The sequence below is a fragment of the Halomonas sp. ALS9 genome, assembly GCF_001651035.1.
Lineage (GTDB): Bacteria > Pseudomonadota > Gammaproteobacteria > Pseudomonadales > Halomonadaceae > Vreelandella.
In genome coordinates this window covers 1-23,390 of record NZ_LXRG01000011.1, presented here as the reverse complement: position 1 = coordinate 23,390, position 23,390 = coordinate 1, and the positions used below count along the sequence as shown (strand labels likewise).

22 protein-coding genes are annotated in these 23,390 nt (G+C 55.5%); 16 read left to right on the top strand and 6 right to left on the bottom strand.

Annotated elements, in window-relative coordinates; genetic code table 11:
• The first annotated feature begins 26 nt into the window (after window positions 1-26).
• Together A6R74_RS00150 and A6R74_RS00145 are read left to right on the top strand one after the other, a co-directional pair.
• On the top strand, window positions 27-2,174 hold the full coding sequence (locus tag A6R74_RS00150) for a RelA/SpoT family protein (protein WP_064232365.1): 2,148 nt from the start codon (window positions 27-29) through the stop codon (window positions 2,172-2,174).
• 97 nt (window positions 2,175-2,271) lie between these two features.
• Window positions 2,272-2,661 (top strand): RidA family protein, encoded by a 390-nt coding sequence (locus A6R74_RS00145; protein WP_064232364.1) that lies wholly within the window; start codon window positions 2,272-2,274, stop codon window positions 2,659-2,661.
• Between the two features lie 11 nt (window positions 2,662-2,672).
• Here A6R74_RS00145 and A6R74_RS00140 read toward each other — a convergent pair whose 3' ends face one another.
• Window positions 2,673-3,554, bottom strand: a complete 882-nt coding sequence (locus A6R74_RS00140) for an SDR family oxidoreductase (RefSeq protein WP_064232363.1) — start codon at window positions 3,552-3,554, stop codon at window positions 2,673-2,675.
• A 168-nt stretch (window positions 3,555-3,722) separates the two neighbouring features.
• On the opposite strand from A6R74_RS00140, the gene A6R74_RS00135 reads away from it, so the two are divergent.
• Window positions 3,723-4,652 (top strand): hydrogen peroxide-inducible genes activator, encoded by a 930-nt coding sequence (locus A6R74_RS00135; RefSeq protein ID WP_064232362.1) that lies wholly within the window; start codon window positions 3,723-3,725, stop codon window positions 4,650-4,652.
• Window positions 4,649-6,724 (top strand): ATP-dependent DNA helicase RecG, encoded by a 2,076-nt coding sequence (gene recG / locus A6R74_RS00130; RefSeq protein ID WP_064232361.1) that lies wholly within the window; start codon window positions 4,649-4,651, stop codon window positions 6,722-6,724. Before A6R74_RS00135 ends, recG begins: the two co-directional genes overlap by 4 nt.
• On the opposite strand, the gene yccS is transcribed toward recG, so the two are convergent.
• A complete protein-coding gene (yccS, locus tag A6R74_RS00125) occupies window positions 6,721-8,928 on the bottom strand; it encodes a YccS family putative transporter (protein ID WP_064232360.1) in 2,208 nt (735 codons plus the stop codon). The genes recG and yccS overlap by 4 nt on opposite strands.
• Window positions 8,929-9,113: 185 nt before the next feature.
• Between yccS and A6R74_RS00120 the strand changes: the two genes are divergently transcribed.
• The 5 genes from A6R74_RS00120 (at window position 9,114) to A6R74_RS00100 (ending at window position 14,150) form a co-directional block, all read left to right on the top strand.
• Window positions 9,114-9,932, top strand: coding sequence for a DUF3100 domain-containing protein (locus A6R74_RS00120; protein WP_064232359.1), 819 nt, complete (start codon window positions 9,114-9,116; stop codon window positions 9,930-9,932).
• Complete coding sequence (locus tag A6R74_RS00115) at window positions 9,919-10,413, top strand: hypothetical protein (RefSeq protein WP_081899118.1); 495 nt, start codon at window positions 9,919-9,921, stop codon at window positions 10,411-10,413. The genes A6R74_RS00120 and A6R74_RS00115 overlap by 14 nt, the downstream gene beginning before the upstream one ends.
• 10 nt (window positions 10,414-10,423) lie before the next feature.
• Window positions 10,424-11,581, top strand: a complete 1,158-nt coding sequence (locus A6R74_RS00110) for a M20 aminoacylase family protein (RefSeq protein ID WP_064232358.1) — start codon at window positions 10,424-10,426, stop codon at window positions 11,579-11,581.
• 119 nt (window positions 11,582-11,700) lie between these two features.
• Window positions 11,701-12,603, top strand: a complete 903-nt coding sequence (locus A6R74_RS00105; RefSeq protein WP_064232357.1) for an NAD(P)-dependent oxidoreductase — start codon at window positions 11,701-11,703, stop codon at window positions 12,601-12,603.
• Window positions 12,600-14,150: an aldehyde dehydrogenase family protein gene (locus tag A6R74_RS00100; RefSeq protein WP_064232356.1), complete on the top strand. Its 1,551-nt coding sequence runs from the start codon at window positions 12,600-12,602 to the stop codon at window positions 14,148-14,150. Before A6R74_RS00105 ends, A6R74_RS00100 begins: the two co-directional genes overlap by 4 nt.
• Here the strand turns inward: A6R74_RS00100 and A6R74_RS00095 are convergent.
• From A6R74_RS00095 to A6R74_RS00080, 4 genes are all read right to left on the bottom strand, one after another.
• Window positions 14,129-15,073 (bottom strand): LysR family transcriptional regulator, encoded by a 945-nt coding sequence (locus tag A6R74_RS00095; protein WP_064232355.1) that lies wholly within the window; start codon window positions 15,071-15,073, stop codon window positions 14,129-14,131. The two genes, A6R74_RS00100 and A6R74_RS00095, sit on opposite strands and share 22 nt — an antisense overlap.
• 13 nt (window positions 15,074-15,086) lie before the next feature.
• Window positions 15,087-15,443: a hypothetical protein gene (locus tag A6R74_RS00090; protein WP_064232354.1), complete on the bottom strand. Its 357-nt coding sequence runs from the start codon at window positions 15,441-15,443 to the stop codon at window positions 15,087-15,089.
• Window positions 15,443-15,715, bottom strand: coding sequence for an HU family DNA-binding protein (locus A6R74_RS00085; RefSeq protein ID WP_064232353.1), 273 nt, complete (start codon window positions 15,713-15,715; stop codon window positions 15,443-15,445). Before A6R74_RS00085 ends, A6R74_RS00090 begins: the two co-directional genes overlap by 1 nt.
• A gap of 108 nt (window positions 15,716-15,823) precedes the next feature.
• Window positions 15,824-17,014, bottom strand: a complete 1,191-nt coding sequence (locus A6R74_RS00080) for an NAD(P)/FAD-dependent oxidoreductase (RefSeq protein WP_064232352.1) — start codon at window positions 17,012-17,014, stop codon at window positions 15,824-15,826.
• Between the two features lie 182 nt (window positions 17,015-17,196).
• Here A6R74_RS00080 and A6R74_RS00075 point away from each other — a divergent pair, with 182 nt between their 5' ends.
• The 7 genes from A6R74_RS00075 to A6R74_RS00045 all read left to right on the top strand — a co-directional run bounded on the left by A6R74_RS00075 (window position 17,197) and on the right by A6R74_RS00045 (window position 23,300).
• A complete protein-coding gene (locus A6R74_RS00075; protein ID WP_064232351.1) occupies window positions 17,197-17,772 on the top strand; it encodes a chorismate--pyruvate lyase family protein in 576 nt (191 codons plus the stop codon).
• A 35-nt stretch (window positions 17,773-17,807) separates the two neighbouring features.
• Window positions 17,808-18,698 (top strand): 4-hydroxybenzoate octaprenyltransferase, encoded by an 891-nt coding sequence (gene ubiA, locus A6R74_RS00070; RefSeq protein ID WP_064232350.1) that lies wholly within the window; start codon window positions 17,808-17,810, stop codon window positions 18,696-18,698.
• A gap of 142 nt (window positions 18,699-18,840) precedes the next feature.
• Window positions 18,841-19,530, top strand: a complete 690-nt coding sequence (gene phoB / locus A6R74_RS00065) for a phosphate regulon transcriptional regulator PhoB (RefSeq protein ID WP_009286297.1) — start codon at window positions 18,841-18,843, stop codon at window positions 19,528-19,530.
• 2 nt (window positions 19,531-19,532) lie between these two features.
• Window positions 19,533-20,819, top strand: coding sequence for a phosphate regulon sensor histidine kinase PhoR (gene phoR, locus A6R74_RS00060; protein ID WP_064232349.1), 1,287 nt, complete (start codon window positions 19,533-19,535; stop codon window positions 20,817-20,819).
• Between the two features lie 306 nt (window positions 20,820-21,125).
• Window positions 21,126-21,434, top strand: a complete 309-nt coding sequence (locus tag A6R74_RS00055; protein WP_082906527.1) for a hypothetical protein — start codon at window positions 21,126-21,128, stop codon at window positions 21,432-21,434.
• Window positions 21,435-22,067: 633 nt separating this feature from the next.
• Window positions 22,068-22,370 (top strand): hypothetical protein, encoded by a 303-nt coding sequence (locus A6R74_RS00050; RefSeq protein WP_064232347.1) that lies wholly within the window; start codon window positions 22,068-22,070, stop codon window positions 22,368-22,370.
• 606 nt (window positions 22,371-22,976) lie between these two features.
• On the top strand, window positions 22,977-23,300 hold the full coding sequence (locus A6R74_RS00045) for a hypothetical protein (protein WP_064232346.1): 324 nt from the start codon (window positions 22,977-22,979) through the stop codon (window positions 23,298-23,300).
• The last annotated feature ends 90 nt before the right edge of the window (window positions 23,301-23,390 follow it).

Here is a 23,390-nt window from a genome sequence, read left to right as displayed (position 1 = left end):
CAACGACACCGATAGAGGCGCGGTAGATGTTCACCATTGATGACCTGGCCGATCGACTCGGCGGCTATTTACCCTCGGATGAAATCCAGCAGGTCAAACGCGCCTTTTACTACGCTGAGCAGGCCCATGATGGCCAGCGGCGGCGTTCCGGTGAGCCTTACGTTACCCATCCGCTCGCGGTGGCGAATATTCTTGCCAATATGCACATGGATCATCAAAGCTTGATGGCCGCCATGCTGCACGACGTGATTGAAGACACCGGCGTTTCCAAAAAAGCCCTGGAAGCACAGTTTGGTAAACCGGTAGCCGAACTGGTAGACGGAGTCTCCAAGCTTACCCAGATCACCTTTGAAGACAAAGCCGTCGCCCAAGCGGAAAACTTTCAGAAGATGGTGCTGGCGATGTCGCGGGATATTCGCGTCATCATCGTTAAGCTGGCCGACCGGCTGCATAATATGCGCACTCTTGGCGCTTTGCGCCCTGATAAGAAGCGCCGCATCGCCCGCGAAACCCTGGAAATTTACGCACGCATTGCCGGGCGTCTGGGTATCAATACGATTCGTATTGAGCTTGAGGATCTCTCCTTTCAAGCGATTCACCCCATGCGCGCGGAGCGTATCAAACGCGCCGTTGCCAGTGCGCGTGGACACCGGCGCAGCGCTATGCGCGAAATACAGTCATCGCTGCAAAAAAGCCTGGATGACGACGCGCTTAACGGCACGGTGGTTGGACGCCAAAAGCATCTGCTGTCGATCTATAAAAAGATGCGCGACCAGCGTAAGCCCTTTGCCGAAATTATGGATGTGTTTGGTTTTCGCATCATTACCGAAGATGTGGCCAGCTGCTACCGTATTCTAGGCGTGGTGCACAACCTCTATAAGCCAGTGCCTGGGCGCTTTAAAGACTATATTGCGATTCCCAAAGCCAACGGCTACCAGAGCCTGCACACCACTCTATTTGGCTCCCGCGGTATGCCGATAGAAGTGCAGATACGCACCCGCGAAATGGAAGCGATGGCCAATAACGGCATTGCCGCCCACTGGCTTTATAAGGCGGGCCAGACCTCGCACCCGATTGCCGAAGGCAGCCATGCCCGCGCCCGTGCATGGGTAAAAGGTCTGCTCGAAATGCAGCGTCACGCCGGCGACTCGTTAGAATTTATCGAACACGTTAAAAACGATCTCTTCCCCGACGATATCTACGTGTTCACGCCTAAAGGTGACATTATGGAGTTGCCCCAGGGCGCTACCGTGATCGACTTCGCCTACACCGTGCACACCGATATCGGCAATAACTGCATCGCCTGCCGTATTGATCGCCATTTGGCTCCGCTTTCGACGCGCTTAGAGAGCGGTCAGACGCTGGAAATTATCACCGCCCCCGGTGCCAAGCCCAATCTTGCCTGGCTAAATTTTGTCACCACGGCAAAGGCGCGTTCGGCTATTCGCCACGCGCTTAAATATCAGCAGCACACAGAAGCAATAATGCTGGGCCGGCGATTACTCAATAAAGCGCTGGCGCCTTTCGATACCAGCCTGGAAGAGCTGGATGAGAGTGTCCTCAAGCGAGCCTTCAAAGAGCTGGATGTGACGTCCGAAGAGTCGCTATTGGAGTCGTTAGGGTTAGGTAACCGCATGACCCATGTGGTGGCGCGGCGGCTAGTGGATGCAGCCCACGGTGATGATACCTATGAGCATCCTGCAGGCGTTGAAGTCAGCAAAGCCGTGATGATCAACGGCAGCGAAGGCATGGTGATTAACTTTGCACGCTGCTGCCATCCGCTGCCGGGCGATCCAGTGGTCGGTCATCTTTCCACTGGCAAAGGCTTGGTGGTGCATCGCGCCGAATGTAAAAACGTGATTGATAAGAACTTCGCCGATAAAAATGATCCGGATAAGCTGTTCGCGTTGGAGTGGTCAGACACTATTGATGAAGACTTCCCGGTTGCGCTACGTATTGAAATTGAGAGCCGTCGTGGGCTGGTCGCAGAGCTTGCCGGGCTGGTCACCGATGCGGATGCCAACATTGAGCGGATTGGCATTGAAGAGCGTGATGCCCACCTTTCCACCGTCAATCTAACCCTGTCGGTGAAAGGCCGCGTGCATCTGGCGCGGATTATCAAACGTATTCGTAATCTTCCCAACGTTGGCAGAATTACCCGACTCGCTAACTAACACCGGATATAACAATAGGCTGATTAAAATCGGCAGCGATCGCTATTTTTTAGTATCAAATAATTAGCTATTACCCATTACAGGAGCGAAACAACGTATGAGCAATAAAGCTGTTATCAACACTAGCAAGGCCCCTGCGGCTATTGGCCCATACTCCCAGGCCATTAAAGCGGGTAACACGGTGTATCTTTCCGGCCAGATCCCGCTGGATCCCGCGACCATGGCGATTGTGTCCGAGGATTTTGAAGCCCAGGCGCGCCAGGTGTTCACCAACCTGCAAGCGGTATGTGAAGAAGCCGCGGGCTCGCTCAGCGATATTGTAAAATTGAATCTCTATCTGGTGGACTTGGATAACTTTGCGATTGTTAACCAAGTCATGGAAGAGTTCTTCACCGCTCCTTTCCCCGCCCGGGCCGCCGTTGGCGTGAAAGCGCTGCCCAAAGGCAGCCAGGTGGAAGCAGACGCGGTCATGATCATCGGTGATTAAACAGGTGTTGCTTAAACCTTATTAACCTCTAGAAAGCCGCCCTCTTTAAGTACCTGTGCATAACCTTCGCGGTAGCTAGGGAAGCGGAACTGATAGCCAGTGCTTAATAGGCGCTGGTTATCGCAGCGTTTGCTGGTTCGCCGACGTAAAGGCGACTGCATGGTCTCGGTGGCCTCTACGTTTAGCTGCTCGGCCAGCCACATCATGACGTTATGCATGGTGACCGGTTCGCAGTCGCTGCCTAGGTAAATATCTGCCAGCGTCTCACCACTTTCTTGGTAGCGAATCAGGTGGGCAAGAATGCCGGTACAATCGTCGCGGTGAATACGGTTGGAGTACACCACAGGCGTGATTGCGGCCACACGGCCTTCAGCCACCTGATGAATCAGCCGGTCGCGGCCTGGGCCGTAAATGCCGGAAAAGCGCACCACTGTGCCGGGTAGCGCATGATTGATCAGCGCCTGTTCGGCTTCGCACATTAGCGTGCCAGAGAAGCTGGTCGAATCGGGCGGGGTCTCTTCGTTGACCACTTCGCCTTCCTGCTGGCCGTGTACGCTGGTTGATGAGACAAAAAATACCCGACGCGGCGGCGTTTTGTGCTGCTCCATCACGCTCAACACGCGCTTTAAGCCGTCAGGATAAGCACTTTGATAGGCACTCTCTTCGAAACGGTCAGCACTGACGGTATACACCACATAGTCAGCCTGGGGCAGGCTTTTGGCATCGGCCTCTTCAAGGCTATCCAAGTCTAACGCTAGCGGTTTAATACCGGTGCCTTTTAGGGCTTCCACGTTGCGACGTAAGCCAATCACCTGGTGTCCTTCCTCAAGCAGTTCGCGCCCAAGGTTGATCCCAATATCGCCACAGCCGATAATCAGTACGGTTAGCTTCACCGTGCTTACTCCTCTTGATTAATATTCCCTATTAGATGCAAAGTCTCTACCAAATATGCGATTGTCGGATGAGAAGACCGACGGCAGAGCTTGCTTGTCCTTTTCCATCCCGCTGACTGTCACTATGTTAGTCACACGCTGCTACGAGAGGATGCCACTGGCACCGCTATGACTTTAACAGAACTTCGCTACATCGTAACCCTTGCCCAGGAGCGTCACTTTGGCCGCGCGGCAGAACGCTGCCACGTTTCGCAGCCTACGCTCTCGGTGGCGGTGAAAAAGCTGGAAGAAGAGCTCGAAACACCGCTATTTGAGCGCTCCAAGTCCACTGTGCAGGTGACCCCGCTGGGTGAAAAAATCGTTGCCCAGGCCCAGCGTGTGCTGGAGCAGAGCAGCCTTATTTTTGAGCTCGCCAGCGCGGGTAAAGATCAGTTGGCCAACCCGCTGCGCATTGGGGCGATTTATACCATTGGGCCCTACCTGTTTCCCCATCTAGTGCCAGCCCTGGCTAACGCGGCACCGCAAATGCCGCTGTATATTGAAGAGGGTATGACCGGTACCCTGCGCGCCAAGCTGAGAAGCGGTGAGCTGGATGTGATTATTGTCGCCCTTCCGTTTACTGAAACTGATGTGGTGACCAAGCCGATTTACGATGAAGCCTTTGAAGTGCTCATCCCCGCCAATCACCCCTGGGTCGAGCGGGAGGCGATCAATAAAGAGGACTTACTCGAAGAGCGCCTGCTACTGCTTGGCGAAGGCCACTGTTTCCGCGATCAGATTTTGGAAGCCTGCCCGGCGATTACCCAAAAGCTCAACAGCCCCAACAATACGCTGATCGCCGAAGGCGGGTCGCTGGAAACCATACGCCACATGGTGGCTTCCCGGTTAGGCATCACAGTGCTGCCGCAGTCGGCGCTGGGCACCGACCAGTATGAAAATGCCATGCTGGTTAGTCGACCGTTTGTTGATCCAGCGCCCTCGCGCACCGTGGCGATTGCTTGGCGGGCGAGCTTTCCCCGGCCCAAAGCCATTGAGGCGCTGATTCAGGCGATCAGCCATTGCCGTCAACCTGCCAAAGCCGTGAAAAGCGCCCCATGAGCGACCTCTCCGCGCCGATAACCGCGCTGAAGGGCGTGGGCGAAGCGCTGGCGCTAAAACTTGGCCGGTTGGGGATCGAGCGGGTCAGCGATCTGCTGTTTCATCTGCCGTTGCGCTACCAGGATCGCACGCGGCTGACACCGATTGGCCTGCTACGGGCAGGCCAAGAGGCGGTGATAGAGGGCGAAGTGACCGCCTGCGACGTGGTCAAAGGGCGCCGCCGCAGCCTGCTGGTGCGCCTGCGCGATGCCAGCGGTATTTTAAGCCTGCGGTTTTTTCACTTCTCCCCCGCCCAGCAACAGCAGATGCGCCCCGGCGCTACGGTGAGGGCTTTTGGCGAAGCGCGGGCCGGGGCCACCGGGTTGGAAATCTATCACCCCGAATATCGTTTGAGTGGCAGTGAAACCCCGGTAGACGAGTATTTCACGCCCATTTACCCCACCACCGAAGGTCTTAATCAGCCGCGGCTGCGTGCATTGGCGCAACAGGCGCTTGGGCTGCTGGATGACGCCCCCGAAGCCTTGCCGGACGTGATCCCCGATACGCTTCTCCAGCGCTTTCAGCTACCAGGGCTCCATGCCAGCCTGCATTTGCTACACCAGCCACCGCCCGATGTGAATATCGAGCAGTTAACTTTCGGTCAGCACCCGGCCACGCGCAGGCTGGCGCTGGAAGAGCTGCTAGCCCACCAATTAAGCTTGCGCGAAGTGCGGCTGCGTATTCAGGCGGATGGCGCGCCGACGCTACCCTCCGGGCGCAGCCTGCAGGCGCGCTTTTTGGCCCAACTGCCGTTTGCCTTAACCGGCGCCCAGCGCCGCGTGCTGGAAGAGATCGGCCACGATTTAAGCCGCCCAGCGCCGATGCTGCGACTAATTCAAGGCGATGTCGGCTCGGGCAAGACTGTAGTGGCGGCCATGGCCGCGCTAAGCGCCCTGGCGGGTAATTGCCAGGCGGCGATCATGGCGCCGACGGAAATCCTCGCCGAGCAGCACTTCCGCTCGTTTAAAGCCTGGTTTGAGCCGCTGGGCATCGAAGTGGCGTGGCTGGCGGGCAAGCTTAAAGGCAAAGCACGGCTGGATGCCAAGGCGGCGATTGCCGACGGCCGCGCGCGCATGGTTGTGGGCACCCACGCGCTGTTTCAGGACGACGTGCACTTCCAGTGTTTAGGGCTGGCGATCATCGACGAGCAGCACCGCTTTGGCGTGCATCAGCGTCTGGCGCTGCGCGAGAAGGGCGAAGCGGGTGGGCTGACGCCGCACCAACTGATCATGACCGCCACGCCTATTCCCCGCACCCTGGCCATGAGCGCCTACGCGGATCTGGATGTTTCAGTAATCGACGAGCTGCCCCCCGGCCGTACGCCGGTGAAAACCGTGGTAGTGCCCGACGAGCGCCGCCCTGAAGTGGTTGAGCGTATTCGACTAGCCTGCAGCGAAGGCCGCCAGGCCTACTGGGTGTGCACGCTGATCGATGAGTCCGAGGTGCTGCAGTGTCAGGCCGCTGAGGTCACCCGCGACGAGCTCACCGTCGCCTTACCTGAGCTGGCGGTGGGCTTGGTTCATGGGCGCATGAAATCCAGCGAGAAAGCCGAAGTAATGACCGCCTTTAAAGAAGGAGAGCTGGATCTACTGGTCGCGACTACAGTGATCGAAGTGGGCGTGGATGTACCCAACGCCAGCCTGATGATTATCGAAAACCCGGAGCGCCTGGGGCTTTCCCAGTTGCACCAGCTACGTGGCCGGGTAGGCCGAGGCAGCACGGAAAGCTTCTGTGTACTGCTCTACCATCCACCGCTGTCGAAAAGCTCCCGCCAGCGCTTAGCCGTCATGCGCGAAACCACCGATGGCTTCCGCATCGCCGAAAAAGATCTGGAAATCCGCGGCCCCGGTGAAGTCCTCGGCACCCGCCAAACCGGCCTGGCACAGATGAAAATCGCCGATCTGGAGCGCGATGCCGACCTGCTAGAGCGAGTAACGGCCATGGCCCAAACACTGCAAGGCAACCCCGACATCACCTCCGTGCTGGTGCGCCGTTGGCTGGGGGAAGCGGCAGGGCGTTATGGGCAGGTTTAGGCGTTAGCAGTGGCGCTGCTTGGCGTGTGATCTTCACTTCCCACCAACCTATTCGCCGCCTCGCCCAGCGGGGCCAGTTGCTCGGTAATAAGGCGCAGCTGGCTTTGGATAGGGCGGTAGAGGGTAACCGCTTGTTCGTCTGCTGCGGCACTCTGCCCTTCTAACTGGCTTAACAGTTCGGCGGCTTGATCCGTTAGTGCCTCAACCGGCTGGCGCTGGCGTAATCGTTCCGCAATCTGGCCCAACAGCTCACCAATGCGTTTTGCTACCGGCACCAGTGTGGCGTCGTCTTCATCGTCTGCCAACTGGTGGCGATGGGCGCCCAGCGCAGAGAGGTGGCTAAGCAGGGTGTTGGAGAGCACCAAAAAGCGCAGGCCGTTGTCTGCATCCTGTTTACGGTAATGCCCTGGTTCGTGGAGCATATTAGTGAGCAGGGTGGAGAGTGCGGCGTCGGCGTTATGGGCATTGCGCCGCGCTAGGCGATAGGCCAGGTCATCCTGTTTGCCCGCCTCGTACTGGTGGATGATCTCCTCCAGGTAGCGGCGATGGTTGTTTAGCGCGTTGGCAGCCTCACGATAAAGCCTGCGGCCCTGCCAATCGGGGAGAATAAAGAACACTGCTAACCCCGCAATCAGCGAGCCAAGCAGGGTATCAAGCAGGCGTGGCAGGATTAGGTTATAGCCGTCGCCCACCTGATTGAAGCTGCACAGCACAAGCAGGGTGATGGACGCCGTGGCGATCACGTAGTGTTTTTCACGGTTAGCGAAAAACGAAACCCCAGCGGCCACGGCGATGATACTTTGCACAAGCGGATGCGGAAAGAGACTGATAGACGCCCAGCCCACTACCAGGCCTAATACCGTGCCGATAATCCGCTGTGACAAAAATCGTCGCGTGGTAGCAAAGTTGGGCCGACAGACAAACAGCGTGGTAAGCAGAATCCAAAAGCCCTGCGCCGGGTCGATCCACTGCATGATCCCGTAGCCGGTCATTAGCGCGATGGAGAGCCGCACCGCGTGACGAAAGGTGGGCGAGCCAAGGGTAAAGTTCAAACGCACTCGCTTCCACGCTTCCAGCAAGCTCGACGGTGAGCGATCAAATAGCGAACTGTCGCGCCGCTCATCGCTGACGCCAGGATTGTGGGCGCTGGCGAGCTGGTTTTCCAGCGTGGCCAAGTTGTCAGCTAGGGCGCTTAGAGGGTATAGCAGCGGTCGCCATTCGGGCTTGCCCCGGTCGCGCAAGTTCTCAATGGAAGCGTGTAAGTCAGCCAGCGCCTCTTCACTCTGCTGGTGATCAAACGGCCTATTGAGTAGCAGCGATTTGGCCAACTGGCGGCAAGAGCGCCCCTGCTGATCCAGCAGCCGCTGACAGCGAAACAGCACATCGTGGTGGAAGAATGCTTTGCTGAGCGCACTGTAGGGGTAGTGGGTGGAGCTGGCGCGTTCGTGAATATCCTGGGCGATAAAGTAGATACGCAGGTAGCGGTTGAGTTTTTGGTCGCCGCGCTGGCCCTCTAAGCGTCTGAAAATCATCTCTTTAGCTTGGTTGAGCGCATCGACGACTTTGCCGTTCTGGCGCGCCAGGGCCACCCGGCGGGCTTCTACATCCACACCGCGTACCGGTTCAAACAGCGCTGATTTGAGTATCAAAAACTCGCCCAGCGCTTTGTACACCCGCGCCATGCTCTGCTTGACCGGCTGGCGGGAGAACAGCGCACACCACACTACCGAAATTAACCCGTACCACACCGCACCCGCCAACAGCAGCAGTTGGCGTGCCGCCACGTCTTCATCGACCCCGCCGTGCTGCTCGATATTGATCATCGAGTAGATCGATAGTATCAGCGTGCCAGAGGCAATGGTGGCGTAACGCTGGCCGATGGCGCCGAGCATAATCAGGCTAAAGGTCGAAAGGCCCAGCCCGACTACAAACAGCCACGGCCAGGGAAACAGCCACTGGACAATAAATGATGCCGAGGTAAAACACACCAGCGTTACCAGCAGGGCTTGCAAGCGGCCTTGCCAGCTGTCGTCGGTTTCAGACAGCGCGCAGGCGATAATGCCCAGGAAAAGCGGAATCACTAGCGCTACATCGCTCATCACGCCGCTGAACAGCAGCGCTCCGCTGAACGCTATAAAAACGCGCAGGCTGTAGGCGAATTTATCCAGCGTCCAAAGGCGCCGTAGCGGCAAAGTAATGGGCATAGAGGCTCTTATGGGTGATTGTTAGACTTTAGTATAAAGGTGTGGGCGTTGGATGTCGCTACCTCAGCGATCAACGTTTAACCCACAGCGCTTAGTGTTCTAAAAAATAGCGCACTAAAACCCTATGATTGAAACACCAACCTTTCGATACTCGGAGTGACTCTAAAAAAAACAGGGACACTCCTATGGATCTCAAACTGCTGCTGGACTGGCGTCTTCACCTCTTGGTGATTGCGACGTCAATGTTTGCCGAGTGGATCGGCATTGTACGCATCCCCCTCGGGCCCGGAACACTGCTGTTACTACCGCTGCTCTACGCCTTTGTGATTGGCGTTTTGTTTAATCCCCACCTTTTTTCGGCCATGGGCAAGGTTATTCCCAAACCGGTCAGCAATGCCGCAGGGCCGATCATTCTGATCGCTATATTGCCGTTTATTGCCAAGTTTGGCTCCACCATTGGCCCAGCGATCGAGCAGATTATCGCCGCAGGCCCAGCGCTGATACTCCAGGAACTGGGTAATCTCGGCACCATGCTGATAGCGCTGCCCTTTGCGGTATTAGTGCTCAAAATGGGCCGGGAAGCGATTGGCGCTACCTACTCTATCGCCCGTGAACCCAATATTGCCATTATTTCAGACCGTTATGGACTCAGAAGCCCTGAAGGTATCGGCATTATGGGCGTTTACGTCGTGGGCACCATGTTCGGTACGCTCTACTTTGCCTTAATGGCGGGCTACATCGCCTCGCTGGATATTCTTGATATTCGTGCCTTGGCCATGGCCTGCGGAGTAGGCAGTGGCAGCATGGTGGCGGCGTGTTCGGCAGCCTTAGCCGAAGCGGTACCGGCTTCCAAAGATGAACTGCTCGCCTTCGCTGGGGCTAGCAACCTGCTTACCTACGCCACCGGCCTGTATATCTCGCTATTTATCGCGCTACCGGTCACCGAGTGGATGTACAAGCGCTTAAAAGGCTCACGTCAGGAGGTTAGCCATGAAAACTCATGAGAGCACGGTCGATCAGTTTGATGCCGAAGCGCTTAAAGAGCTACGCCCGGAAAATCAGCTAGGCAAAACCGCGTTGGTGCTGGCAGCGGTGTGTATCGCTGCATGGTTTAGCAATATCGTCAACGGTTCGCCGCTGTTAGATGCGCTGCCCGGCATGCTGATTTTGTATGTGATGGTCATCATTGGCTTGGTGATCGGGCGCTTTTGCCCCTTTTATTTACCCAGCGTGGCCTGGGTGTCATTGATCAGCATTATCGCAACGCTGCCGTTTTTTCCTGGCAACGGCTGGATCATTGCGCGATTAGCCGAGGTGGATTTCCTGGCCGTAGTAACCCCCGTGTTGGCCTATGCAGGGCTAGCGCTTACCGGGCGCGAGTTTGCCATGTTCAAGCAAACCGGCTGGAAGCTGGTGATTGTGGCTCTGCTGGTCTTCACCGGTACCTTTATCGGCTCCGCCGTTGTCGCTCACGTAATGCTGTAAGGATAGGCCGATGACTACCCCCATTAATTTACCGGATAGCGCCGAACTTACCGCCTGGCGACGCGATTTTCACCAACACCCGGAAACCGCGTTTGAGGAGCACCGCACCAGTGCGCGTATTGCCGCGCTGCTCAATGAGTGGGGCTTCGAGGTGACGACGGGGATTGCGGGTACCGGCGTGGTGGCGACCCTGGATGGTCGCTTGGGTGAAGGCAAAACCATCGGTCTGCGGGCCGATATCGACGCCCTGGATATTCGCGAAGAGACCCAGCTTGCCTACGCCTCGCAAACCCCCGGCAAGATGCACGCCTGCGGCCACGATGGTCACACCACCATGCTGTTGGGCGCCGCCTGGGCGTTAAAGCAGCAGCCGGATTTCAAAGGCCGGGTGGTGTTTATCTTTCAGCCCGCCGAAGAGAATGCCGGTGGCGGAAGGGTCATGGTCGAAGAGGGCCTGTTCGAGCGCTTCCCCATGGACGCCGTGTACGGGCTGCACAACTGGCCAGGCCTGCCCGTCGGAGTCGCCGCGGTGCACGATACTGACGTGATGGCCGCTTTCGACATCTTTAGCCTAACGCTGACCGGCAAAGGCTGCCACGCGGCGATGCCCCACTTAGGGACTGATACGGTATTGGCGAGCTGCCAATTGATCAGCCAGCTGCAAGGGCTGGTGAGCCGCGAAACGCCGCCAGATAAATCAGCAGTGCTGAGTATTACCAGTATTAACGCGGGGGACACCTTCAATGTGATCCCCGAGCAGGTGGCGCTGCGGGGTACGCTGCGCTGTTTTGATATGGCGCATAAAGAGCATCTGGAAGAGCGCTTTAAACAGGCGATTGCTAGCCTAGCTGAGTTCCACGGCCTAACCGTTGAGCTGGATTACCAGCGCTGCTACCCCGCCACTATCAATACCCCGGAGCATGCCCAGCACTGCGCCACGGTACTGGAGAGCTTGCTGGGTAGCGAGCACGTGATTCGTAACCCACCGCCCAGCATGGCCTCTGAGGATTTCTCGTTCCTGCTTGCCGAACGCCCAGGTGCCTATATCTGGATGGGCAATGGCGAGGAGTCCGCTTCGCTACATAATCCGCGCTATGACTTCAACGATGCACTATTGCCGCTGGGCGCACGCTACTGGGTGGAGCTGGTAAGGGCACTGCTCGTCTAAATCGCCACCTTTGTCTCAACGATAAGCGTTATTCGCTCTCTGATGCCCACTGGGTAGGGGAGCGTCTACCCCGAATATGGCGTCTTCATACTTAGTAGGACGTTTAAGGAGCACTTACGATGTCTTCAACAACAGCATTATCGATCGTGGTCATTGGCCTCGGGCAGATGGGCGGGAATATGGCCCTCACCCTTCAAGCCGCAGGGTTTGCGGTAACTGGCAGCGATGTATTTGAACCAGCGCGATCACGTCTTGCAGCGCAAGGGCTAACCGTTGTGGCGCCCGATGCGCTACCCGCAAGCGATGTTTACCTGCTGTCGCTGCCGACTTCTGCCCATGTGCGCGAAGTGATCGAGCAATCCCCAGGCTTGCTCACGCTGGCGCCGAAAGGCAGCGTGATTGTTGATACCTCCACCAGTGACCCCGCCGTCAGCCGTGAACTGGCCGAAAAAGTAACCGCTGCGGGCCTTCTGTGGCTGGACGCGCCGGTCAGCGGGGGCCCGAAAGGGGCTGCCAGCGGCAAGCTTGGCATGCTGTTGGGCGGTGATGTCGCCACTGTTGAGCGAGTGTTGCCGATGCTGGAAGCGATGTCGGCCAAGCGCACCCATGTAGGCGGCCCCGGCAGCGGCCATGTGGTCAAGCTGGCCAATAACTACCTATGTGCAGCGCACTTGCTGACCACTGCCGAAGCGGTAGCCATGGCGGCCCAGGCAGGCGTTGACCCCGCCGCCTGTTTGGCGGGCCTCAATAGTGGCTCTGGGCGCAGTGCGGTTAGCGAGGTGAACTTCCCCGAGTGGGTGCTGAGCGAACGCTTTGATTCGGGCTTTACCACCGGGTTGATGCGTAAAGACCTGCGCCTGGCGCGGGATGCCGCTGAGCAACTGAGTGTTCCGCTGCCGCTGTTGCAAGCGGTTGTCGATGCCTGGCACGCGAATGCCGATAACCCCGCCGATAGCGACGACTTTAACCATATCACCACGCCGATTTTAGCGCGTGCTAGCCAAGCGGAGGGCAACCAATGAACGTACTTAGCCAACACGCCAGTGAGCATCTTGCAGAACTGCTTGAAGGTTTCGGGCTAGCGGCGGCCACGCCGCTGAGTAACTGGATTGATGGTGACTTAGTCGCGGGAGAGGGTGAGTCAATCACCTTAACGAATCCGGCCACTGGCGAAACGTTGGTAAGCTATCGCGACGCCAGCGCGGCGCTGATTGAACGCGCCACCCGAGCGGCTGTGCGTGGGCAGCAAGAGTGGATGGCGCTGACCGCCAGCGCGCGCGGGCGGCGCATGAATGCGGCACTTCGCGGCCTGGAGGGCCATGAAGAGTCGCTGGCGCAGTTGGAAAGTGTCGTTGCCGGTAAGCCAATTCGTGACTGCCGGGCCGAAGTCGGCAAAGTGCGCGAGATGTTCGAATACTATGCAGGCTGGTGCGATAAGCAGCATGGCGAAGTGATACCGGTACCCACCTCGCATCTTAACTATGTGCGCCACGTGCCTTATGGCGTGGTGGGGCAGATTACCCCCTGGAACGCACCGATGTTCACCTGCGCCTGGCAGTTGGCGCCAGCGATAGCAGCGGGCAATGGGGTGGTATTGAAGCCCTCCGAGCTTACGCCGTTCTCATCGGTGGTGATTGCCAAGCTACTTGAAAGTGGCGGGTTGCCGAAGGGGCTTATCAATATCGTTAACGGCCTGGGCAAAACGACGGGCGCGGCGCTCACCGATCACCCGATCATCAGCAAGCTGGTATTTGTCGGCTCGCCTCAAAGTGGCCGCCTGATTGCCGAGGCGGGGGCGCGTCGATTGGTGCCCAGCGTGTTAGAGCTGGGGGGCAAGTCCGCCAATATTGTGTTTGCCGATGCCAAGTTGGATGAGGCCGTTGCGAGTGCCCAAGCCGCCATTTTTGCCGCCGCAGGCCAGAGCTGTGTGGCAGGGTCGCGCTTATTGATTGAGCGCTCGGTGTTTGAGCAGGTCACCACCCGTTTGGCGCGGGCAGCAGAACAAATTGCGGTGGGCCTGCCCAGCGATGAAGCGACCCGTATGGGCCCACTGCAGAATCGCCGTCAGTTTGAGCAGGTGACACGAATGATCGACGCCGCCGTCGCTGTGGGTGCGCGGCTATTGACGGGTGGCAAGCGCCCGGCAGGGCTGCCAGATGAAGCCCAGGGCTACTTTATCGCCCCTACCGTGCTGGTCGATGTCACACCGGATATGGAGATCGCCCAGCAAGAAGTCTTTGGCCCGGTGCTGGTAGCCATGGCCTTTGACGATGAAAACCAGGCCGTTCAACTTGCCAATGAGACGCGGTTTGGCCTGGCGGGTGCGGTGTGGAGCCAGGATGTAGCGCGAGCCCACCGTGTTGCCGGGCAGCTGCGGGCGGGTACCGTGTGGATTAATAGCTATAAAGCGATTAGCGTGATGTCGCCGTTTGGAGGCTTTGGCGAGAGCGGCTTTGGCCGTTCCAGCGGCCTGGATGGCCTACGTGAATACACGGTGCCGCAAAGCGTATGGGTGGAAACCGCGCCAGAAGCCAGCGTCGCGTTTGGTTACGGTAGCGGTGTTGGTTGATCGCTTACCGGACTGGGCTCTCGGAAGGCCTGCATCCAGCGCTGCAAATGGCGTAGCAATAGTATGCAGGCCTTGGGCTGCTGGCGGCCCACGCGGGTGACCATGTGGGCATGGGAGCGCTGAAAGAGCGGATTATCGACCGGCCGCGCCACAAGCGTACCGACCTCTAAATCATGCGCAACGGCAAAGGCGGGTAGCAGCGTGATCCCCATACCGCTGCGTACGTACTGTGCCAGTACCACCATGGAGTTAGTGTTCATGGCCAGACGTGGGGCGATCCGCGCCTGTTGAAAGGCTTGATCGACCATCTGACGCACTCCGTGGCTAGCATCCCACATAGCCATGGGTTCAGCGCTAAGTTGCTCCAGAGAGAGCGGCGCAGGCTGGTTGGCCAAGGGGTGTTGCGGTGACAGGATGGCCATTAATGGCTGGGGGCTAGATGCCCAAAAACGCAGTTGAGGATGGGTTCTTTCGTGGAACATTAAGCCGATATGGCTGTGGTCATCAACCACGGCTTCAATAATGCCCGAGGTACCGGCGATATGAATATCGAGCTGGATACCCGCATAAAGTTGGGTAAATTCGTGCAGCGGGGAAGCCACTAAATCGCTGACAAACCCTTCGCCTACGGTGAGCGATATTCTGCCAGTTTCCAGGCGTTGGTAGGATTCAAGCGAGGCAATAAAACCTTCATCGAGGGCACCGCGCCGTTCGCAGTACTCAAGCAGCATTTCACCTACCGGGGTAGGCGAAATGCCATCGCGCTGACGCTCCATCAGAGAGGCTCCCAAGGCTTCTTCCAGCAGCGCAATTTGCCTGCTAACTGCCGAGGGAGCAATGTCCAAGCGCGCCGCTGCGCGGCGCACTGAGCCAGACTCCAGGGTAACGCGGAAGTACACTAAGCGCTGATGAGGTATGTCCATCGATAGTAAGGCGCTACAAATACTTGAGTAGTTTTTGCAGCTTATTCATATCGGCGGAGTCCCCCACCAAGCGCACGCTACCGTTCATCATGCCGTCGAGAAAGGCCTGCTGGGTCGGCTTTTTGAGCACTTTCAAGGCGGTATCCTGATCACGGAAGCGCAGCTCAAGATCCAAGTCGACCGGCAGCCCTTTAGCAGTACTGACACTTTTCGGCGTCATCCGATAGTGACGGGCAATGCTTAGATCTTCCGTGGCAATTCCCCAGTCCAGGCCGCGCATACGTTCTAACTGCTCACGAAAGCGCGGCTTGCGGCGCAGGGCGCGTTTGAGCAGTACGCCCAGCAGCCACAGCGTCAGCTTGAGCTTCATTAGGAAACGGCGTCCTTAAGGCCTTTGCCTGGCTTAAAGGCGACGTTTTTGCTGGCTGGAATTTGCAGCGGGGCGCCGGTCTGCGGGTTTTTGCCGGTACGCGCTGCGCGCTCACGTACGGTGAAGGTGCCAAAACCAATCAGCGCGACATCTTCGCCCTTGGCACAACTGTTGGTGATTTCATCCAGAATGACGTTCAGCACTTGGCCTGCTTTATCTTTGGACAGGTCGGCACTTTCAGCGATGGCTGCAGCGAGTTCAGGTTTGCGCATAAGGAATCTCCCCTTTTGAATAGAAATCAAACATCAAACAAATGAATGTTGTTGGGTGCGTAGCCGATTAGGTTAGCTTCTCTAGCCTAGTCGTGAACGCGGCGAAAATCAGCCTAGCAGCGCAGGCGCTGCTCTGGAAAGCTCCACTTTCCTTCTCACGCAGCCGCCTGTCAACGCAAAACCAATCAAACGTCCGTCTTTATTTTCCGCCAAGGCACTGATATCACCGCCTTCACCTTCAATTTGCCAGCGCTCAGGTGTGGTCGCAGGCGGGTAGGCAACCACTGGCAGCAGCGGTGTTTTAACCACCACCGGCCAAGCGCCAAAGCTAACCGGCGTGGGGGTGCCCGAAAGGGTTGCCGCCAGTGCCTTAGCACTGGCTTGCAGAGGCTGAACGTACATGGCATTAACGCCATCTACGCAGGCTGTATCCCCCAGGGCATAGATATTGGGATGCGAAGTCTGCAACTGACGATCAACCACTATGCCGCTAGGTAACACGTTTAAACCAGCGGCTTCGGCAAGCATTGTGCGGGGCGCGAGGCCGGTGGCCATCAACACGAGATCCGCGCCGACGGTGTCGCCGTTATCTAATTGCAGAACCGTGTTTTCATCGCTGCTGAGCGCTATGGAATGAAGTGAGCGGTCAAGGTGAAGATGGATACCCGCTTCGCTAAAGGCATCGCCCAGAGCGTTCCCTAGGGGCGGTGGCAGCAAGCGAGGAAGCAGGGATCTCTCGGGGGCGACAATGCTGACTTGATGACCGCCAGCGTAAAGGTCGTTGGCAAATTCACAGCCAACCAGCCCCGCGCCAACAATTGCTACCCGTGCAGGGCCATGACCCAGCGCGGTATGAAAGCGGCGGTAGTCGTCTAGGTCATTGATAGTAAAACAGCTAGGGGCCACGCTGGAGGCAATGTTGAAGGGCACCCGTGGCGCAGCGCCGGTGGCTAATACCAGCGTGTCATAGCCAATCCTCTGACCTTCTTTGAGGAGCACGAATTGGTTATCCACATCCAGTGCGCTTACCTGGGTGTGGATAAACATCTTGGCGTTGAGCTCATCGCCAAGTTCCGCTGCGCTGCGCTGGGCTAATTGATTGGGCTTCAGGCCCTTGGCGAAGCCGGTGGAAAGCAATGGCTTGCTGTAGTCATCGCCGCTGTCGGCGCTGACCAGCGTGATTGAGCGTTGGTCGCCCAGGCGACGCAAGGCACGAGCAAGGCCAACCCCTGCCATCCCGGTGCCAATAATTACCAGTGCAGCGTGTGTAGACGTTTTATGTGTTTGGGTGGCGGGCATGCAGATACCAACATAGTAGTTAAGACATAGTTGTTAAGACATAGCTGTTGAAATGTGGTTGTTAAAACAGAGTCGTTAAAACAAAGTTGTTAAGACAGAGTCGTTAAAGAGGTCGCTGAAACAAAAGCCTGTTAGTACCCCATGTTACACTAGCCGCCTCGTTTATTGCCCTGGAGAACTCGGTGACGCCTGCTGCTTTTCGGCAAATTCCGCTATTTTCGCGCTGGCGCCCCATTGATGCGGCACGCCCAGCGATGAGCCCTACCTGGTGGCAGTGGGTTGCCTCCACCGACTCGTTGACCGCCCGCCTAATCGCTGCGGGTGGAGACAAGCCGTTTCGCGTACGGCTGCTACGCCAGGGGGTCGGTTGGCCGCGGCAGGATGAGGCTAAGGCGCTGGGCATTGGTGCTAAGCGATACGCCTGGCTGCGCGAAGTGGCGCTGTGCTTGGATGAGACCCCTTGGGTGGTGGCACGCTCGGTCGCCCCGCTCACGCAGCTAAAGGGTCAGCGCTTGGAGCGTCTGGGCGAACGCTCCCTAGGCAGTTGGTTATTTCGTCAGCCAGGCGTAATCCGCGGGCCATTAGAAGCGACGAGGCAAGCGCCCACTTTTGCTAGCGTGAGCGGTATTCAGGGAGATGCTACCTGGGGCCGTCGCTCTGTGTTTTATCACGGCTGTCAGCACGGCGGTCTGTCGTTATTAGTTCAAGAGTATTTTTTGGGTGCGATGGCTGATGATCTTGGCCTGCCTTCGCGCTAGGCTAGCGCCTGCATCTTATTCTTGGTGAGGTAAGCATGGATCGTTCATTGTTGCGGCCGAAGGGGTGGGCTCGCGTGGCAGATTTCTTACAGCTGATGCGTTTGAATCGGCCGATAGGCACATGGCTGTTGATGTGGCCGACGCTGTGGGCTCTTTGGGTCGCTGCGGAAGGTGTACCCGGGCGAAATGTGCTGCTGATTTTTGTGGCAGGTGTTTACGTGATGCGTGCCGCGGGCTGCGTGGTCAACGATTATGCTGATCGTCACTTTGACGGCCATGTAAAACGTACCAAAAACCGTCCATTAGCTACGGGCCGGATCAGCGAAACCGAAGCCCAGTTGCTGTTTATCGCCCTGGTGGCCGCGGCGTTTATTCTGGTATTACTGACCAACTGGTTTACGGTGCTGCTCTCGCTAGGCGGGGTGCTGCTGGCAATTATTTATCCGTTTATGAAGCGCTATACCCATTTTCCTCAGGTAGTGCTGGGGGCGGCGTTTTCCTGGGCGATTCCGATGGCCTTTGGTGGGGTGCTTGGCTACGTGCCACTGGAAGCATGGCTACTATTCTGCGCCAACGTGCTGTGGACAGTCGCCTACGATACCCAGTACGCCATGGTCGATCGCGACGATGATTTAAAAATTGGCATTAAATCGACGGCGGTGCTGTTTGGAAATGCCGATCGTTTGATTATCGGCCTACTCCAGCTAGCCACGTTGGGGTTGTTGGCATGGGTAGGTTGGCGGGTCGGTTTAGGTGGATTCTTCTGGTTAGGGCTTGCGGCAATGGCGGCGACTTTCCTGCATCAGCAACGCTTAATTCGCTATCAGGAGCGAGATGCCTGCTTTCAGGCGTTTCTCAATAATCACTGGTCGGGGCTACTGATTTTTGCCGGTATCGCGCTAAGTTGGTGGCCTGCGGCGGGCTAATTTTTTTGAATGTCATATAATTGTCATCAAGTCATGGTGTTATCGTCATTGAGCTGTTTTTCTTTGAGCTGTTTTTCTTTGAGCTAGCTTGCTTTGCACTAGTTCTCTTTGAGCTATTCTTTGAACACCGTGAGGCTCTGGTATGACCGCCAAGACCGTTCTGATTGTCGATGATGAAGCGTCGATTCGCGAGATGATCGCGGTAGCGCTGGAAATGGCTGACTATCGCGTGCTCGAAGCGGATAACGCCCAGGATGCTCATGCCATGGTGGTCGACCACCAACCCGACCTACTGCTACTGGACTGGATGATGCCCGGCACTAGCGGGATTGAGCTGGCTAGACGCTTAAAGCGTGAAGAAACTACCGCTGAGATTCCCATTATTATGCTCACCGCCAAAGGCGAAGAGGATAATAAGATTCAAGGGCTTGAAGCCGGTGCCGATGACTATATCACCAAGCCTTTTTCGCCCCGGGAATTGGTGGCACGGCTAAAAGCGGTGCTGCGTCGTGCCACGCCGCGTGGCGTTGAAGACCCGATAGAGATTAACGGCCTGCTACTTGATCCGGTAAGCCATCGGGTAAGCGCTCACGGTAAAGCGCTGGAAATGGGGCCTACCGAGTACCGTTTGCTGCAGTTTTTTATGACCCATCAAGAGCGCGCTTACACGCGCAGCCAACTGCTTGACCAAGTGTGGGGCGGCAACGTCTACGTCGAAGAACGCACGGTCGATGTGCATATTCGCCGCTTGCGGAAAGCGCTGGGCGACGTGCATCAAAACCTGATTCAAACGGTTCGGGGTACCGGTTACCGTTTCTCTGCACGGGTGTAAATGTGCGTTTATGGAGTCGTGAGCTGTGGCGAATAGCGTGGCTGGCCACGCTGGGTACTTGCTTAGGTTGGCTATTGGGCTCGGCTGGGCTAGGACTTTCGGCAGGGCTTGCGGTATGTCTGTTTTACCATTTACGACAGCTGCGCGAGCTCTATAAGTGGCTCACTCTTCACCCTCACGATGAGCCTCCTGCTGCCCGCGGAATGTGGGGCGAGCTATTTGATCGTTTATACCGCTATCAAAAAAGTCAGCGAATTACCCAAAGCCGCCTGCGCGCTACCTTGGCGCGTATTCAAGAGTCGTCTGAAGCGATGCGCGACAGCGTGGTCATGCTTGACCGTCACGGTGACCTGGAGTGGTGGAACAGCGCCGCCACCGCCATGCTGGGGCTGCAAACCGCCCATGACCGTGGTCAGCACATTACCAACCTGCTTCGCGAACCAAGCTTTATCAGTTACTTTAATGCGCGTAATTACAGTGAGCCGTTAACGCTAACCTCACCGATTGATGAACGGCGAATACTGCAGTATCAAATTACCCTGTACGGTGACGACGAGCGCTTAGTCATGGCCAGGGATATTACCCGTTTGCATCGCCTTGAACAGATGCGGCGCGACTTTGTTGCCAACGTCTCCCACGAGCTACGTACCCCTCTGACCGTTCTTTCAGGCTATCTGGAAACCTACAGCGACATTGCCGATCAGCTGCCGCCGCGTTTAGGTCGTAGTATTCAGCAAATGCAGGAACAGACCCAGCGGATGCAGAATTTGGTCAATGATTTATTGCTGCTCTCGCGCCTAGAGATTGATCAGGGCGGTAAAGATCATCACCCGCTGCTACTTGGGCCTTTACTGAACAGCGTTTGCGAGGACGCGCTTGCTCTCTCGCATCAGCGGCATACCATCACCGTGGCGCTTGAGAGTGATGCGCGGTTGTTAGGTAGCGAACAGGAAATTCGTAGTGCTGTTTCTAATCTTGCCTTTAATGCGGTTCGTTACACGCCTGCAGGCAGCCAAATCACACTACGCTGGAAAGCTAGCGCCAATGGCGGTGGCTATATAGATGTTGAAGACAATGGCGAAGGGATTGATCCCGTGCATATTCCCCGCTTAACCGAACGCTTTTATCGTGTAGATAAAGGGCGCAGCACGGCGACCGGTGGCACAGGTTTAGGCTTGGCGATCGTTAAGCACGTGCTGTTACGCCACGATGCGCAACTACATATAGAGTCCCTTCCCGGCAAAGGCGCACTGTTCCGCTGTACCTTCCCCCCCTCGCGGTTGGTTTAATCCAGCAAGGCGCCCTGCACAATATTTGTAGAAGTGTTCAATATTGACATGTAAGGCTGGTGAAACTTACTCATGTGCCATTTTTACACAGGAAAAAGCGTGGGTAATGGCTCATAATTGGCCGTTATGCAATGTTTAATTTTAAATAAAATATTGATTTATATGATTTAAATTTCACATTTCGGTTTTTTGGCATGACTGCTGCAGCATACTAGTTAAGAAAGATGACCGCAGGAATTGCTGGCTACTTGTTAGCCTTTCTTTCTTAACCCAGCGGTAACAAACAGCGATCAGAGGTGGAATATGATGTCCAAGGATTTTCTCAAGAAAGCTGGCATTTTAGGTGTTTCTTTTGGCCTGATGGCAAGCCCATTAGCCTTTGCACAAACAGATGAAAACACCGCGATTGATGACAACCAAGGTATCACAGCTGACGAGCAGCCAATGGATCCCCAAGGAACCGGTAGCTCAAACGGTAGCGATACAGATATGACTAATGATTTAACCCATGACGAAGGCGATGGTGTCAGCGACATGGAACCTCAATCAAGCAGTCACTCAGATGACGCTGAGTATGATGCAGATGAACTTGTTGAAGAAAATAGCGGTAGCTAATTATTGATGTTTTTTAGATATCACTGAATGCTTTTTCATAGGATGAAAAAGCGATTAACAGGATGTTATACAGGCAAGGATGCCTTTCGGATTCAAGGACGAATCATTAGGAAATCAAAACGTTAGTCAGGGTAAATTCCAAGGTTGGAGTCCCGCACAAGGAGTGGAAGCTAGCGTTAGTCATTACCTATCATCAATTCTGATATCGGGCCTCGCATTGCGAGGCCTAATTTTTTGTCGTCTGCTTTTTTTGCTCCTCGCTCGCCTTTGCTGCCACTCCCTTCTAGTGCTTTTTTCATTTTCCTTTCAATTTCGCCATAGCGCGACCCATTCGCAATTGTGCCTGGGTAGTGCCTTGATTGCTTTGCGGAGTGTGTCATAAAGGCACAGACTATTTTGCGCATGTGTCATTACTGCACACGTAATTAGCGTGCTTTTGTTTTTAGTGACGTATTATTGCGCACAATATATCTATATTAAATATTTGATTTTAATGAATTTATTATTTTATTGGTGATATTGGCACAGCGTGTGCAGTATCGGGGTAATGAAGCTAAACGCAGTGAGATTCTTGCCACAGTGCCCCTCTCACTTCACTTCAGCGGTCTCAAACAGTCACCAGGAGTAAATAGTATGTTTAACGCATTTGTTAAAAAAGCAGCCGTGGTAGGTCTTTCATTTGGTTTGCTGGCAAGCCCGCTAGCTTTTGCCCATATCTCCATCGATGCTAATCAAGACTTCACGGTTGATGACGAGCCCATCCAGGCGCAGTCTCATCACACATCCGGCCAAGCGGATTTTAGCCCATCTGATTTGATGTACGACGAAGGCGATCGCCCTAATGTCATTAAGGCAGAGTCTCATCGCACTAGTGCTCAGGCAGAATACACCGCAAAAGACTTAACGCACGATGAAGGTGATGGAAACGTTTGGTAACAAAAATTTGCAATTCTGAAGAAATACATTACGATTAGGGTGTGAGCTAAAAACGCAAAAGCGTGTCACATCGATAGGGATGCGCATCGATTCATGGAATGAATCACACGACAATCAGAGCGCTGGTCAGGGTTAAATTCCAAGGTTGGAATCCCGCAAAAGGAGAGGAAGCTGGCGCTAGTCATTGTCAACGTACTGTGTCCTTAGACCCTGCTGATGCGGGGTCTGATTTTTTGGGTGCTCAGCGCTCTCTTCGCTATCCTCTTCTTCGTTTCAAGTACGGTTTTCAAGTACGGTTTTCACCGACTGTTTTGGAATGGCGTTATTGAATCCTTTTCTTTATCGCGTTGCCTCAGTCTGCTCGTATGGATGTCCTTGGCCACTTTTTGTATAGATATAATCGCTCATGTGTAATTATTGCACAATTTTTTTGGACAAAATAAACCTGTGCCAGTTTTTTGGCGCACAATATTTTATCTATAAGAATTTGATTTTATTGTATTTGTTATTTAATAATGGTTTTTGGCATATGGTATGCTTAATTAAGAAAGCAATAGCCGTTCTTATTACCATTGAACGGTATACAGAAATAATGAGGAGAACGTCATGTTATTGAAAGAAATGGGCAAAAAAGGCGCTATCGTAGCTATCGCTTTTGGTCTAATCGCGAGCCCGCTGGCAATGGCGAACTCATCAATTGAATTGAACAAAGATCGTTCCGCTGGTCAGAATGTGATCGATAAACCTACGTCGCATACAACGTCGAATGCAGATAATGCTTCTGCTCATCAATTGAACCGCGATGAAAGCGATAGTTTAGATTTTTCGCCATCAAGCAGCTCTTCTGATATTGGGGAAAGGAAGCACCGCAGTGACAATATCCGCCCCGAAGATTTGACCCGGGATGAAGGCGATAGCACCGACTGGTAAATAACAGAATAAGTGTAACTGCTAATGTAAACGTAACTCGCAAAAAGCCCCGCTTTTGAACTGCACCCCAAAGTTGGACACTCCTCCAAC